Here is a 14,337-nt window from a genome sequence, read left to right on the forward strand (position 1 = left end):
GTCGTATCAAATATGGCGGAGGCGATGGGATTCGAACTCATGGACCTGTTACAGTCGACGGTTTTCAAGACCGTTGCCTTAAACCACTCGGCCACACCTCCGTTGCGTTGCGGGCGCCATAATACCTGAATGAAACACACTGTCAAACTCTGTGCATGGCTTGTTACAGAGCGTCTGTTATGATCTTTGCGACTGAACGTTTCAAACCAACAGGAGTGTCGCCATGCGCGAACAGGATTACGCAGTTCACAACAGCGTGCAGGCTGAGCAGCTAGAGGTTAGCCGCGTCCTGCGCAACACATACGGCTTGCTGGCGCTCACCCTCGCTTTCAGCGGTGTGATGGCTTTCGTGGCCCAGCAGATGCGCGTCGGCTACCCGAATATTTTCGTGGTGCTGATCGGTTTCTACGGTTTGTTCTTCCTCACCAACAAACTCCGTGATTCGGCCTGGGGCCTGGTGTCGGCGTTTGCCCTGACCGGTTTCATGGGTTTCCTGCTCGGCCCGATCCTCAACCGTTACCTGGGCATGCAGGGCGGCGCTGAAGTGGTCAGCTCCGCGTTCGCGATGACTGCACTGGTGTTCGGTGGCCTGTCGGCCTATGTGCTGATCACCCGCAAGGACATGAGCTTCCTCGGTGGCTTCATCACCGCCGGTTTCTTCGTGTTGCTGGGTGCGACGCTGGCGAGCATGTTCTTCCAGATCAGCGGCCTGCAACTGGCGATCAGCGCAGGTTTCGTGCTGTTCTCGTCGGTCTGCATTCTGTTCCAGACCAGCGCCATCATCCACGGCGGCGAGCGCAACTACATCATGGCGACCATCAGCCTGTATGTATCGATCTACAACCTGTTCATCAGCCTGTTGCAGATCTTCGGCATCATGAGCCGCGATGACTGATTGCTACACCGCTATAAACAAGAAACCCGCGAAAGCGGGTTTTTTGTTGTCTGCAAAAACGTGATCAGTTGATGATCATGCTGCCATCGGCGTGTTGCTTGTAAATCGTATAGGGCAGCAGAAACGTATCCAGCACCCCGGAAACGGCTCCGTCAACCACCAGCCCGAGGGACGGGTTCTTGTAATTGAACGCATCGACGTCATCCGGTTTTTCGGCGTGAAGCATGCAGAAGTCGTATGTCACGCCGCTATAGATGCGCGGTACGGCACCGCAGTAGGTTTTTTTCGCCTTCAACTGATCGACGTTCGTTTTATCGCTGAGCGCCACGGTCTGTATGGTTCCGCAACCTGTCAGCATCAATGCCGCCAGTATCACCACCCGAATTTTCATGCCGCGAATCCTTCGCTGGAAAAAAACAATCTGCGCCGCTCACGCCATCGGCGGCAATCGTCGTTTGACCGGGGTCTTCTTGACGATCGCGGTGTTGGTTTCGGCCAGCGTATTGAGTCGGTCGAGCAAGGTATCCAACTGCTCCATCGACCGCACATGCAGGCGGGCAATAAAGCAATCTTCGCCGGTGACCTTGTCACATTCGGTGAACTCGGGAATCGACATGATTTGCCGCTCCACTTCCTGCAACTGCCCCGGCAATGGCCGCACGCGGACAATCGCCTGCAACTGGTAGCCGAAGCACTTCGGATCGATCTCCACGGTGTAGCCCTTGAGCACTCCGCGCTCTTCCAATCGGCGCAAGCGCTCGGCCACGCTTGGTGAAGACAATCCGCTGATCTGCGCCAGGGCCTTGAGCGAACGCCGGGAGTCTTCCATCAAGGCCCCGATCAAGATCTGGTCGATATCGTCGGTCATACAAATAACTCCCGCATTAGGCGAATAACGCAAATCACCCTTGATAAAAAAGGCAGAAATCGAGTTTAGCCTGCTTTTTGCGCTGGAGAACCTCCGGTCTCGCTTGGCATACTTTTGCCACACATTAAGGAGATTGATGATGGACAAAACAATCCGTCGCGGCTCATTCGAAATGACCGCTGCCATGCTGATATCCGGGACGATCGGCTGGTTTGTGCTGGTGTCCGGGCAACCGGTGCTGGACGTGGTGTTCTGGCGCTGCGTATTCGGCGCCGGCACCTTGTTGCTGATCTGCGCCGCTTTCGGTTTTTTGCGCCCGGACATCCTGACCCGTACCACGTTCCTGCTGGCCGTGCTCAGCGGCGTGGCGATTGTTGGCAACTGGGTGCTGCTGTTCGCCTCCTATTCACGGGCCTCGATTGCCATCGGTACGGCGGTATACAACGTGCAGCCGTTCATGCTGGTAGGACTGGCTGCCCTGTTTCTTGGCGAGAAGATTACTCTGCAAAAACTGTTCTGGCTGGCGATTTCGTTTATGGGAATGTTGGCCATTGTCAGTGCCCACGGCGGGCAGGGCGAGGGCGGCAATGATTACCTGATGGGGATCGCACTGGCACTGGGGGCGGCGTTTCTGTACGCGATCGCTGCGCTGATCATCAAGCGCCTGACCGGCACGCCGCCACACCTGATTGCCTTGATCCAGGTCTGCACCGGCGTGCTGCTGCTCGCGCCGTTCGCGCATTTTTCAGCGCTGCCGCAGGCACCGAGTGCCTGGGCCAGCCTGGTGACGCTTGGCATCGTCCACACTGGTCTGATGTATGTGTTGCTCTACGGGGCGATCCAGAAACTGCCGACCGCACTGACCGGCGCACTGTCGTTCATCTATCCGATTGCGGCGATTTTCGTTGACTGGTTCGCCTTCGGCCATCAACTGCAAACCCTGCAATGGATCGGGGTGGCGGCGATCCTGCTGGCTGCCGCCGGCATGCAACAGGGCTGGGGCTTCAAGTCGCGGCGTCTGGCGGCGCAGTAACCTCAAATGTTCCAGCGCGGTGCGGTTTTCGCCAGACGCTGGCGCATTTCGCCGATGTTGGACGCCAGTTGCCGGGTCAGCAGACGGTAGCCATCCAACGGGCTGTAGACCGGGGCGTCGAGGCTGGCGTCCGGCAATTCCAGCGGGCGCCCAAGACGCAGGGTTGCACCGGTTTTCAAGGCCCGTGCCATACCGATCAGTTGCACACGGATCTCCCGGTGCTCGGCCTTCAACGCCGATTGCAGGTGTGCCATGGCTTCAGGGTCGTTGGTGTCCGGACGGGTATTGCCGAGGATTTCCAGGGTGCTGATGCACATTCGCAGGTTGCGCTGGATCGCGTCCAGTTCGGTCATCGAGACCTTCACCTCCTTGGACACCGATGGCATCAGCGAGCGCAATTGCACCATCACCGTGTTCAACCGGCCCATCAGTTTCAAGTGTTCATCGGCCGAAACCGGTTCACCGCTGATGATTCGCCCGTACACGGTGGCGCAATCGCGCAACGCGTCGGCCAGGTTGTAGCGCCACGAATACACCGCGTACAGCGGCAGGGCGAAGGAAAAGGCCAGGGCCAGGGCGATACCGATCAGGATATCGACCCCGCGCCACAGCCCGTCGGTGATCGGGTTGTCGCCATGCCCGGCGACAATGAAGACGGTGATGGCCGAGAGCAGGGCGGTGTAGCCGCCCTTGCCGATAGCGTGATACGAGAAGAATCCGCACACCACCGCCATCGCAAAATAAGTCAGCCACGGCATCCCCAGCCAGGCCTGTTGAGCCACTAATAACAGACCGACGCCGGCACCGATCAAGGTGCCGGTGGCGCGTTCGGCGGCTTTCTTGCCGATGTTGCCGTGGTGCTGCAAACCTCCGATCACCACCAGCATGGTCACCGACGCCCACTCGCCGTGGGGCAGGTTGATGCCGGTGGTCAGCAGGATTGTCGCGAGCAGTCCCAGTGCTACCCGCACCGCATGAATCAACCGTGCATGCCGGTAGCGACGGTACGGATCCAGCAGCGGCCGCAGAATCCGCCGCAACAGCGGCCGCAGAATCCGCCGCAACAGCGGCGGCCAGCGGTGAGGGCTGAAAGTGCTCAGCGGTGATTCCTCCTCAGAAGATGTAATCGGTGGCGATGAAATTCGAATCCCGCCCGCGAATGATTTCGCTGATCAGGTCCTTGTTGGGCTCCTGGAACTTGGTCGCCACCAGCGTCCGGATCGAAAACACCCGCAACGCATCGTGTACCGACAGCGTGCCTTCGGCGGAGTTCTTGCGGCCGTTGAACGGGTAGGTGTCCGGGCCGCGCTGGCACTGGGCGTTGAGGTTGATCCGCCCGACCTGGTTGGCGAAAGTGTCGACCAAACGACCGACCGCTACCGGGTTGGTGCCGAAGATGCTCAGTTGCTGGCCGAAGTCCGATTCCAGCACGTAGTCGATGACGGTGTCGAGGTGACGGTACGGCACGATCGGCACCACCGGACCGAACTGTTCTTCCTGATACACGCGCATCTGCGGCGTCACCGGGTACAGCACCGCCGGATAGAAGAACGATTCCCGCGACTCGCCGCCATTCGGGTTGACCACTTGGGCGCCATGGTTTTGCGCGTCGGCCACTAGCCCATGCAGATAATCGACCTTGCCCGACTCCGGCAGCGGTGTCAGCGATACGCCGTTGTCCCACGGCATGCCCGGTTTGAGGCTGGCCAGTTTGGTGTTGATTTTCTCGATAAAACTCTCGACCACATCCTCATGCACAAACAGGATTTTCAGCGCGGTGCAGCGCTGCCCGTTGAACGACAGTGAGCCGGTAACCGCTTCACTCACCGCGTTATCCAGATCGACTTCCGGCAGGACGATGCCGGGGTTCTTCGCATCCAGCCCCAGCGCGGCGCGCAAACGGTGCGGTTTCGGGTGCAGCTTCTTCAGGTCGCTGGCGGCCTTGTTGGTGCCGATGAAAGCGAAGATGTCGATCTTGCCGCTGGCCATCAGCGCACTGACGGTCTCGCGGCCGCTGCCGTAGATCACGTTGATCACGCCGGTCGGGAAACTGTCGCGGAAGGCTTCGAGCAGCGGACGGATCAGCAGGACGCCGAGCTTGGCCGGTTTAAACACCACGGTGTTGCCCATGATCAGCGCCGGAATCAGCGTGGTGAACGTTTCGTTCAGCGGATAGTTGTAAGGGCCCATGCATAGCGCTACGCCAAGCGGAACGCGGCGGATCTGGCCGAGGGTGTCCTGTTCCAGTTCAAAACGGCTGGAGCGACGGTCGAGTTCTTTCAGCGCATTGATGGTGTCGACGATGTAGTCGCAGGTGCGGTCGAACTCTTTTTCCGAGTCCTTGAGGTTCTTGCCGATTTCCCACATCAACAGTTTCACCACGGCGTCGCGCTGTTGGCGCATGCGCCCGAGGAAGGCTTCGACGTGCTGGATACGTTCGGCCACGCGCATGGTCGGCCACAGGCCCTGGCCCCGGTCGTAGGCGCGGACGGCGGCGTCGAGGGCGGTGAGGGCGGTGTCGGCGTCCAGCAGCGGCGTGCTGCCGAGAATCACTTGTTCGTCGCCGTTTTCGCCGTGCAGATAGACCGGGCTGCGCACGGTAGCGAGCGGGCCGTCCCAGCGGCGCAACTCGCCATCGACCAGGTATTCGCGTTGCTCGACCTGACTGTCGAGGCGGTATTTTTCCGGGATGTCGCTGACAGAAGGGAACAGGTTGCCAAGGATGTTTGCTGTGGTCATGTCGCTACCCCGCGTGTCATTGAAAAAGTCTGTAACGGTTATACGCCTGAATGCGCCGAAATTTAAACCCGCAAATGTCACGCGAATGTCACTCAAAGGCGCATGGCAGAGGGGCAGGGCAGAGGGGTAGCGACACCGCGAACGCTACAGGAGTGCCCGACTCCTGAGGGAACCCGACTGGCCCCGGATGCCCCCTTCGCTGGCCCGCAATGCCCTCAACGTCCTGGCATCGCTGCCTTAAGGTGTGATCACAACAATAAGTGATGCCACACGCGAGGATTGTTATGCGGGCAAGCCGATTCACTTTACTGCTGCCATTGTTCCTGACGCTGTCAGGCTGCGGCGAAGACGCCAAACCCCCGGCCAGCACCAACAACGCCATTCCCAAAGACCCGGCGCTGGCGCAGATCTACGCCAACAGCTGCCAGCTCTGTCACGCCAACCCCGCCGCGAATGCGCCGCTGACCGGCGACCGCAAGGCCTGGGAGCCGCGCATCCAGCAGGGCGCCGACACGCTGCTCGACCACGCCATCAACGGCTACAACGGCATGCCGCCGATGGGCCAGTGCGTCGAATGCTCGGAAGAACAATTCCTCCAGTTGATCGGCTTCATGGCCGATCAGCCGCTGCCACAATAAGGGTGCGCGCATGACGATGGATCTGACTCGACGTCAGCTGTTGCAACGGGCAAGCATCGTCGGCGCTTTCAGTGCGCTGGCGACGAATCCGGCCTTGGGCCAATTGATGCGCGCACCCCGGTTGATCCCGTGGCGCAACTGGTCGGGCGGCCAGAGTTGCCTGCCGGCGGCGCGGGTGGCGCCGAAGAATCTGGATGAACTGACGGCGGTGATCCGGCAGGCACCGGGCAAGATTCGTCCGGTCGGCTCGGCGCATTCCTTCAGCGCACTGGTGCCCACCGACGGCACGTTGCTGTCGCTGAGCTACTTCAACGGCCTGCTCGATCACGATCCGAAAACCCTGCAAGCCGAATTCGCCGCCGGCACGCCGATGTCGCGTATGGGCGTGCCCCTGAAGGACGTCGGCCAGGCCCTGCAAAACATGGCCGACATCGACTACCAGACCCTCGCCGGAGCGATTTCCACCTCGACTCACGGCACCGGCAAAACCTTCCAGTCCTATTCCGCCCACGTCTGCGGCATGCAACTGGTGACCGCCAGCGGTGAGGTGCTGGACTGCGACAGCCAGCGTCATCCCGAAGTGTTCAACGCCGCCCGGGTGTCCCTCGGCGCGCTGGGTGTAGCGACCAAAATCCGCCTGCAAAACCGCCCGGCCTATCGCCTGCGTGAACGCCAGTGGATCGCCAAGACCGAAGAACTGCTGGAAGACATCGACAAGAACACATCGGAAAACCAGCACTGGGAAATGCTCGTCGTCACCCATTCCGACTACGCCTTGTCCATCGCTCTCAACGAAACCACCGACCCGGCCACGCCACCGATCCCGCCCGAAGAGGAGGGCGGCAACGAGTTCGTGACCCTGATCGAGAAGATCGACAAGTACGGCAGCGATTTCCCGGGCCTGCGCAGTTCGCTGCTCAACAGCCTGCGGCATCTGGCGAGTTTCGAAGATCGGGTGGGCGACTCGTTCGACATCTACGCCAACGTGCGCACCGTGCGTTTCAACGAAATGGAATATTCGGTGCCCGCCGAACACGGCCCGGCGTGCCTGCGCGAGATTCTCAAACTGATCCGCGACAAGGACCTGCGCACCTGGTTTCCCATCGAATACCGTTATGTGAAGGCCGACGACATTCCGCTGAGCATGTTCGAAGGTCGCGACAGTTGCTCGATCTCGGTCCACCAGCATTACCAGATGGACCACCACAACTTCTTCGCCGCCGTCGAGCCGATCTTCTGGAAGTACAACGGCCGCCCGCACTGGGGCAAGTTGCACACGCTCAACGCCCGCACGTTGCAAACGCTCTATCCGCGCTGGCAGGAATTCATTCAGGTGCGCCAGGCGCTGGACCCGAGCGGCAAGTTTCTCAACGGGCATCTGTCGTCGATTTTGGGGGTGAGCTGATGGCGGTCAATCGACGTAATTTCGTGCTCGGGACTTTGGGGGTCGGCGCTTTGCTGGTGGGGGGTGGTGCATGGCTGCGGCCGGGGGATCGCGGCGGGCCTTACAGCGACTATTTCCGGGCGCTGAACAATGAACTCAAGAGCAAAGGCCCGATGCGCCCGGTGTTGCTGATCGATCTGGATCGCCTCGACCACAACATCGACGTGGTGATGCGTTCGGTCAATCGTGCGGGCAAGCAGTTGCGGCTGGTGGAGAAATCCCTGCCGTCACCGGGCCTGCTCAGCTACATCGGCCAACGGGCAGGGACGCAGCGACTGATGTCGTTTCATCAGCCGTTTCTCAATCATGATGCGGTGACGTTTCCGCAATCGGACATCCTGCTCGGCAAGCCGCTACCGGTGCGTTCGGCGGAGATTTTCTACCAGACCCACAAAGGCCCGTTCGACCCGGCGAAACAACTGCAATGGCTGATCGACAACCCCGAACGCCTGCAGCAATACCTCGCGCTGGCCCAGGGACTGGGCACCCGAATGCGGATCAACATCGAACTGGACGTCGGCCTGCACCGGGGCGGGGTCAGTGATCTGAACGTGCTCGGGCAGATGCTCGCGCTGATCGCCGCAAACCCGCAGCACCTGGAATTCGCCGGCTTCATGGGTTACGACCCGTTCGTGGGCATGGGCGTTCCGGGGATTCTCGGCTCGCCCGAGGAACTGTTTGCCAAGGTGATGGTGATTTATCAGCGCTGTGTCGACTTCATCCGACGGCAATACCCGGCGCTGTGGCATGACGGCTTGTGCCTGAACACCGCCGGCAGCCCGAGTTATCGCATGCACGAAAACGAAAATCTCAGCAGCGAAGTGTCGGTCGGCACGGCGATGCTCAAGCCGACTCATTACGACTTGCCGTCGCTGGTCGAACACGAACCCGCCGCGTACATCGCCACGCCGGTGCTGAAAAGCACCGGGGCGGTGAATATTCCGGCGCTGGACGACAAGTCCAAGCTGTTTTCGTGGTGGGACGCCAACCAGCGCCAGACCTTCTTCATCTACGGCGGCAACTGGATGGCCGAATTCGAATCGCCGCCGGGGCTGCAGAGCAATGGCGTTTACGGGCGAAGTTCGAATCAGGAGATGGTCAATGGTTCGAATGCGGTAGGGCTGAACGTAGAAGATCAGGTCTTTCTACGACCAACCCAGACAGAAGCCGTTCTGCTGCAATTCGGTGATCTGCTGGCGATGCGGGGGGGCAAGATCATCGATACCTGGCCGGTTTATTCCTGACATTAAATCACGACGAATACCTGTGGGAGCGAGCCAGTTCGCACAGTTTTTTATGCCCGCAGTTTCCCGATCAATTTCTGTAATGAAGCTTTTATGACAAAAGTTCGGTAGCACATCGCCAGTCCGGTCATGCCTATGTAACGCGCTTGAGGGGCCCAACAGGGCGCTTTTCACAAGCCGAGGCGGGACGCCGGGAGTGAGGCAATGGGGACTATGGAACGCTACTCGAAAGTGGGCATGCAGGAACTCGATCAACGCCTGTCGAAGATCGTCGAAGCCGCGCGCAAGAAGCCGGTTTCGGTGTATCGCTACGGCGCGCCGTGGGTCTGGATCGTGTCGCAGGATGACTGGCAGGGCGCCTTGAAAGAGGTCTCCAGCTACATTCCGCCGGGACATTCGCTGGTGCTGCTGCGCCCGCAGATCGACGACCTGTTCGACGCCCACGCCGATCTCCTGCACGAGCTCAACGCCCAGCCCGGCATGCTGATCCCGGCGCAAACGGTCATGCACATCCTGCTCCTGCAACTGCTGTATTCGGTGCCCAGCGAGCAGCAGCTCTACGAACAGCTCAATTACAACCTGCTGTTCCGCTGGTTCGTCGGCCTGGGCCTGAACCAGAAAGTCTGGAGCTTCAACGTCCTCAGTCGCGACATCGCCACGCTGCTCAACGAGCCGCGTGCGGTGCAGCTCATCCAGAAAATCATCGGTGAAGTGTTCTGCGGCGCGCTGCTGCAAATGCCCGAGTTCTCGTTGAACTTCGCGCTGTTGCACACCTGGCTGAGCAAGCACACCGGGGCCACGCACGTCAGCAATTAACAACGCCAGTCATTGATGCACACGCAAGGCGCATGAGCGCCAACAGGTCATCGCGAATTTCAGGGGGTAGTGTGGAGCAGATTTTCACGTCACGGCTGGCGCTGTGGGGCTGGCTGCTGGTGACGGCCGGCGTGCAGCCGGCGTTCGCCGAGGAGGCCGCAAACGCAGGTGCGCAGCGGCTGGTGGACGTCAACGAATACTTCGTGCGCGGCAACACCGTGCTCGATGCCCGGGCCATCGAAGAAGCGGTGTACCCGTTCCTCGGCCCGCAAAAAGCCCTGAGCGACATCGAAGGCGCGCGGGACGCCTTGCAGAAGGTCTATCAGGAACGCGGCTATCAATCGGTGTTCGTCGAACTGCCGGAGCAGGCAGTGGCCGACGGCATCGTCTATCTGCAAGTCAGCGAAACCAAGGTCGGCCGGGTGCGGGTGGTCGGCGCCAAACACTATTCGCCGCTGGACATCCGCGACAACGTCCCGGCGCTGAAGGAAGGCGAGGTGCCGGACTTCGCCAAGGTCCAGGGCGAACTGGCGCAACTCAACAAGACCCCGGGCCGGCAGGTGATGCCGCTGGTGCGCGAAGGTCAGCGCCCCGGCACCATGGACGTCGATCTGCAAGTCGAAGACCAGAACCCGTGGACCGCCAGCGTCGGCCTCAACAACGACTACAGCGCCGACACCGAAAAGCTGCGGGCCGTCACCAGCCTCGGCTACAACAACCTCTGGCAGCTCGGCCACAGCATCAACCTGACCTACTTCACGGCGCCGCAGGACACCGACAACGCCAAGGTCTGGTCCGGCTCGTACACCGCGCCGCTGACCGACCGCTGGAGCGTGCAGTTCTCCGGTTACCAGTCCGACAGCAACGTCGCCACCATCGGCGGCAGCAACGTGCTCGGCAAGGGCCATTCCTACGGTGTGTCGGCGATCTACACCATTCCGTCCAGCGGCAGTTGGTCAAACTCGCTGTCGGCCGGCATCGACTTCAAGGACTTCGACGAACGCCTGACCCTGTCCGGCGAGAGCGACAAGGTGCCGCTGAAATACGCGCCGTTCACCTTCGCCTACAACGGCTATCGCTACACCGAAAAAAGCCAGCTCGGCCTCGGCCTGAGCCTGGTTGCGGCTACCCGCAGCATTTTCGGCTACGGCAGCTCCGACGAAGAATTCGACTACAAGCGCTACCGCGCCAAGCCGAGTTTCGCCGTGCTCAAGGGCGATACCAGTTTCACCTGGACCTTCGACAACGACTGGCAGAGCGCGAGCAAAGCCGCGTTCCAGCTGGCGTCGGGGCCACTGGTTTCCAACGAACAATTCTCTGCCGGCGGCGCGACTTCGGTACGCGGCTATCTGGCCGCCGAACGCACCGGCGATGACGGTGTGTTGTTCAGCCAGGAAGTCCGCACACCGTCGCTGGCCAAGTACGCCGGCACGTGGATGCAGGACTGGCGCTTCTACGCCTTCGCCGAAGGCGCGCAACTCTATCTGCGCGACGAACTGCCGGACCAGGACGCCAGTTACGCCCTGGCCAGTGTCGGTCTCGGCACCCGCGCCAGCCTGAGCAAATGGCTGTCCGGCAGCGTCGACTGGGGCTACCCGCTACTCGAAGGGCCGAACACCTCGAAACAGGAATCGCGCCTGCACTTCAACCTACAGGCCACTTTCTAACAAGGAGCACTTCCATGCAGCGCCTATTCCTTTCGTTGTTGATCTGCCTGGGCTTCGTGCTCCCGGCCACGGCTCAGGCCTGGTGGCAGGACGACTGGCACTACCGCAAACAGATCGCCGTCGACACCACGCCACAAGGAGCCGGGATCAATCAGGCCCTTGGCCGCACCGCGCTGCTGGTGCGCCTGCACACCGGCAACTTCACCTTTGACGGCGTCAAAGAGGACGGCTCTGACCTGCGCTTTGTCGCCGCCGACGACAAGACCGTGCTCAACCACCAGATCGAAAGCTTCGATGCGCTGATGGGCATGGCGCTGATCTGGGTCGATGTGCCGAATGTCGAGGGCGGTCAGCGTCAGGACATCTGGATGTACTACGGCAACCAGAAAGCTCCGGCGACCGGCAACGGCCAACTCACATTCGATCCGAATTACACCGCGCTCTATCACTTCGATGGCGCCACCGGCACCCCGGCGAAAGACACCACCGCCTACGGCAACACCGCGCAGAGCGCCACCGGCGCCGCGATCGACGGCGTAGTAGGGCGGGCCTTGCAGTTCAGCGGCCAGCCGCTGCTGCTGCCGGCCAGTCCGTCGCTGCAGCACAACGCTGGCAGCGCGTTCACCTTCAGTGCCTGGTTGCGACTGGATCAGGCCAACGGCGAGCAACTGATCCTGGCCCGCCGCGAAGGCGCCAACAGCCTGCTGGTCGGTGTGAATCAGGGCGTACCGTTCGTGGAAATCGACGGGCAGCGCGCCGTGGCCACGCAACCGCTGAATCCGGGCCAATGGCAGCACGTCGCAATGACTGCCGAAGGCGCGAAAGTGACGCTGTACATCAACGGACGCGAAGGCGCGGCACTGGCTCAGGCGATGCCGGCGTTCAATTCGGTCATGGCCATCGGCGCCGACTTGCACGAAAGTCCTTTCCAGCCGTTCGTGGGCGCCATCGATGAACTGCGCCTGTCGAAATTCGCCCGTTCGGCGCCGCTGTTGCTGGCCGACGCCACTTCCCAGGGCGCCGAGTCGAAACTGGTGGCCTATGGCGTCGATGAAGAACAGTCCGGCTTCGGTTTCGGCAGCCTCGGCTTCCTGCTCAACGCGGTGCCGGTGGACGCCTGGGTGATTATCGCGGTGCTGGTGCTGATGATGTTCCAGTCGTGGATCATCATGCTGCGCAAGAACCGCACCCTGAGCCGCGTCACCGCTGCCAACGAAGACTTCCGCGTGCAGTTCGCCAAGGTCGGTACCCGCCTGGAAATGTTCGCCGACGACACGCAACTCGCCCAGCGTCTTCAGCACTCACCGCTGTGGCGCCTGTACCAGGTAGCGGTGAAAGAGATCCGCACCCGCCGCGAGCAGGGCGCCGATACCTCATCGGTTTCGGCGGCGACCATCGAAGCCATCCGCTGCTCCATGGACGGCGTGCGCACCCGGGAAAACCAGCAACTGAGCTCGAAACTCTCGACCCTGTCCAACGCCATCGCCGGCGGCCCGTACATCGGTCTGCTCGGCACCGTGCTGGGGATCATGGTGGTGTTCCTCGGCACGGCCATGGCCGGTGACGTCAACATCAACGCCATTGCGCCGGGTATGGCTGCTGCCTTGCTCGCCACCGCCATGGGCCTGTTCGTCGCGATCCCCGCGCTGTTTGGCTACAACCGCCTGATCACCCGTAACAAGGAAGTCAGCGCCGACATGCGTGTGTTCGTCGACGAGTTCATCACCCGTCTGGCGGAGATGCACGGCGAAGGCCAGTCCAGTGAAGCGGCGCATCAGCGCGGTCATCACGTCAACCATTCCGTACCAGCCTGAGGAGCACTGACATGGCGTCCGTAAATGCCTCCCACGACGATGATGAAGATGCAGCGGTGGACAGCATCAACATCACCCCGCTGGTGGACGTGCTGATGGTGGTGCTGGTGATGTTCATCCTCACCGCCACCGCGCAGGTCTCCGGGATCCAGATCAATCTGCCCAAGGCCAGCGCTGCCGTGTCGCTGTCCGAGGCCAAGACCAAGGCGATTTCGGTCAACGACGGCGGGCAGGTGTTCCTCGATGCCTACCCGGTGACCCTGCCGGAGCTGGAAGAGCGCCTGCGCATCGAGAAAGCGCAGAACCCGGACTTCCCGGTGATCGTGCGCGGTGACGCCACGGTGCAATACCAGAAGGTCATCGAAGTGCTGGATCTGTTGCGCCGGCTCGAACTGTCCCAAGTCGGTCTCGTCACCGGCAAACCGACGCAGGGCTGAGTCATGACTGCACAGATGCCAATCGAACCGCTGCCGGTGAAGAAGTCGCCAGTGCGCTATGTGAAGTGGGGCGCCGGACTGATCCTCGGCGCACTCACCGCGTGGTTCCTGTGGCAGTGGGCCAACGACATGAGCGGCATCCGCCGGGAAGCGCCGAAGGTTCCGACGATCATTCCGTTGCCGCCACCGCCACCTCCGCCGCCGGAGAAACCGCCGGAGCCGGAAACGCCGGTGGAAGAAAAAGTCGTCGAGCCGGAGCCGACGCCCGAGCCACAGGAAGTGAAACCCGAGGAAGAAGCACCGCCATCGCCGGCGGACGACCTGGCCAACCCGATGCAAATGGACGGCGACGCCCAGAGCGGCAACGACGCCTTCAACATCGGCGCGGGTAAGGGCGGCGGCATGGCGGGCGCCGGTGGTGGACGTGTGGGCAACGGTACGTACAGCCAGTTCCTCGCGTTCACGTTCCAGAAGCTGCTTCGGGAGAACCCGGACTTGCGCAACCTCGCGTTTTCGCTGCAGGCCGATGTGTGGCTGAGCAGCGTCGGCGAGATCACCCGGGTCGAGCTGATCAAGTCCAGCGGCAACCCCGAGATCGACAGTCAGGTGCTGGCCGCGTTGCGAAACGCGCCCCATCTGAGCGAACGGCCACCGGCCTCCATCACCTTGCCTGTGCGCATGTCCCTGCAAGGGCGGCGTCCGGGTTAACCGAATTCATAAAGCTGTATGAAAAGGAGTTGTG

At 61.3% G+C, this 14,337-nt stretch carries 14 protein-coding genes and 1 tRNA gene; 10 read left to right on the forward strand and 5 right to left on the reverse strand.

Going from position 1 to position 14,337, the window contains the following annotated elements:
- Nucleotides 1–13: 13 nt before the first annotated feature.
- Nucleotides 14–101: transfer RNA gene (locus CAF87_RS03965), tRNA-Ser, on the reverse strand.
- A 122-nt stretch (nt 102–223) separates the two neighbouring features.
- Between CAF87_RS03965 and CAF87_RS03970 the strand changes: the two genes are divergently transcribed.
- Nucleotides 224–895: a Bax inhibitor-1/YccA family protein gene (locus CAF87_RS03970; protein WP_027613775.1), complete on the forward strand. Its 672-nt coding sequence runs from the start codon at nt 224–226 to the stop codon at nt 893–895.
- A gap of 64 nt (nt 896–959) precedes the next feature.
- On the opposite strand, the gene CAF87_RS03975 is transcribed toward CAF87_RS03970, so the two are convergent.
- Both CAF87_RS03975 and CAF87_RS03980 read right to left on the reverse strand, forming a co-directional pair.
- Complete coding sequence (locus CAF87_RS03975) at nt 960–1,286, reverse strand: YceK/YidQ family lipoprotein (protein ID WP_085731174.1); 327 nt, start codon at nt 1,284–1,286, stop codon at nt 960–962.
- Nucleotides 1,287–1,325: 39 nt separating this feature from the next.
- Nucleotides 1,326–1,763 carry an Lrp/AsnC family transcriptional regulator gene (locus CAF87_RS03980; protein WP_007955121.1) on the reverse strand — a complete coding sequence of 146 codons (438 nt, stop codon included), beginning with the start codon at nt 1,761–1,763 and terminating at the stop codon, nt 1,326–1,328.
- A 139-nt stretch (nt 1,764–1,902) separates the two neighbouring features.
- On the opposite strand from CAF87_RS03980, the gene CAF87_RS03985 reads away from it, so the two are divergent.
- The gene (locus CAF87_RS03985; protein ID WP_085731173.1) at nt 1,903–2,796 is read left to right on the forward strand and encodes a DMT family transporter; all 894 of its coding nucleotides are present in this window, start codon (nt 1,903–1,905) and stop codon (nt 2,794–2,796) included.
- 2 nt (nt 2,797–2,798) lie between these two features.
- Here CAF87_RS03985 and CAF87_RS03990 read toward each other — a convergent pair whose 3' ends face one another.
- Nucleotides 2,799–3,839 carry an FUSC family protein gene (locus tag CAF87_RS03990; protein WP_170929579.1) on the reverse strand — a complete coding sequence of 347 codons (1,041 nt, stop codon included), beginning with the start codon at nt 3,837–3,839 and terminating at the stop codon, nt 2,799–2,801.
- Nucleotides 3,840–3,909: 70 nt separating this feature from the next.
- Nucleotides 3,910–5,535, reverse strand: a complete 1,626-nt coding sequence (locus CAF87_RS03995) for an NADP-dependent glyceraldehyde-3-phosphate dehydrogenase (RefSeq protein WP_085731172.1) — start codon at nt 5,533–5,535, stop codon at nt 3,910–3,912.
- 284 nt (nt 5,536–5,819) lie between these two features.
- Between CAF87_RS03995 and CAF87_RS04000 the strand changes: the two genes are divergently transcribed.
- The 8 genes from CAF87_RS04000 (at nt 5,820) to CAF87_RS04035 (ending at nt 14,303) form a co-directional block, all read left to right on the forward strand.
- Complete coding sequence (locus CAF87_RS04000) at nt 5,820–6,173, forward strand: cytochrome c5 family protein (RefSeq protein ID WP_085731171.1); 354 nt, start codon at nt 5,820–5,822, stop codon at nt 6,171–6,173.
- 76 nt (nt 6,174–6,249) lie between these two features.
- Nucleotides 6,250–7,578: a D-arabinono-1,4-lactone oxidase gene (locus CAF87_RS04005; RefSeq protein WP_170929578.1), complete on the forward strand. Its 1,329-nt coding sequence runs from the start codon at nt 6,250–6,252 to the stop codon at nt 7,576–7,578.
- A gap of 74 nt (nt 7,579–7,652) precedes the next feature.
- Nucleotides 7,653–8,861, forward strand: coding sequence for a DSD1 family PLP-dependent enzyme (locus CAF87_RS04010; RefSeq protein ID WP_170929577.1), 1,209 nt, complete (start codon nt 7,653–7,655; stop codon nt 8,859–8,861).
- A gap of 204 nt (nt 8,862–9,065) precedes the next feature.
- Nucleotides 9,066–9,677, forward strand: a complete 612-nt coding sequence (locus tag CAF87_RS04015) for a transposase (protein ID WP_085731168.1) — start codon at nt 9,066–9,068, stop codon at nt 9,675–9,677.
- A 71-nt stretch (nt 9,678–9,748) separates the two neighbouring features.
- The gene (locus tag CAF87_RS04020; protein WP_085731167.1) at nt 9,749–11,344 is read left to right on the forward strand and encodes a ShlB/FhaC/HecB family hemolysin secretion/activation protein; all 1,596 of its coding nucleotides are present in this window, start codon (nt 9,749–9,751) and stop codon (nt 11,342–11,344) included.
- A gap of 14 nt (nt 11,345–11,358) precedes the next feature.
- Nucleotides 11,359–13,158 carry a DUF2341 domain-containing protein gene (locus CAF87_RS04025; protein ID WP_085731166.1) on the forward strand — a complete coding sequence of 600 codons (1,800 nt, stop codon included), beginning with the start codon at nt 11,359–11,361 and terminating at the stop codon, nt 13,156–13,158.
- An 11-nt stretch (nt 13,159–13,169) separates the two neighbouring features.
- Nucleotides 13,170–13,595 carry a biopolymer transporter ExbD gene (locus CAF87_RS04030; protein ID WP_007955109.1) on the forward strand — a complete coding sequence of 142 codons (426 nt, stop codon included), beginning with the start codon at nt 13,170–13,172 and terminating at the stop codon, nt 13,593–13,595.
- A gap of 3 nt (nt 13,596–13,598) precedes the next feature.
- A complete protein-coding gene (locus CAF87_RS04035; RefSeq protein ID WP_085731165.1) occupies nt 13,599–14,303 on the forward strand; it encodes an energy transducer TonB in 705 nt (234 codons plus the stop codon).
- The last annotated feature ends 34 nt before the right edge of the window (nt 14,304–14,337 follow it).

Origin of the sequence: Pseudomonas sp. R38(2017) (assembly GCF_002112395.1) — a bacterium.
Taxonomy (GTDB): Bacteria; Pseudomonadota; Gammaproteobacteria; order Pseudomonadales; family Pseudomonadaceae; genus Aquipseudomonas.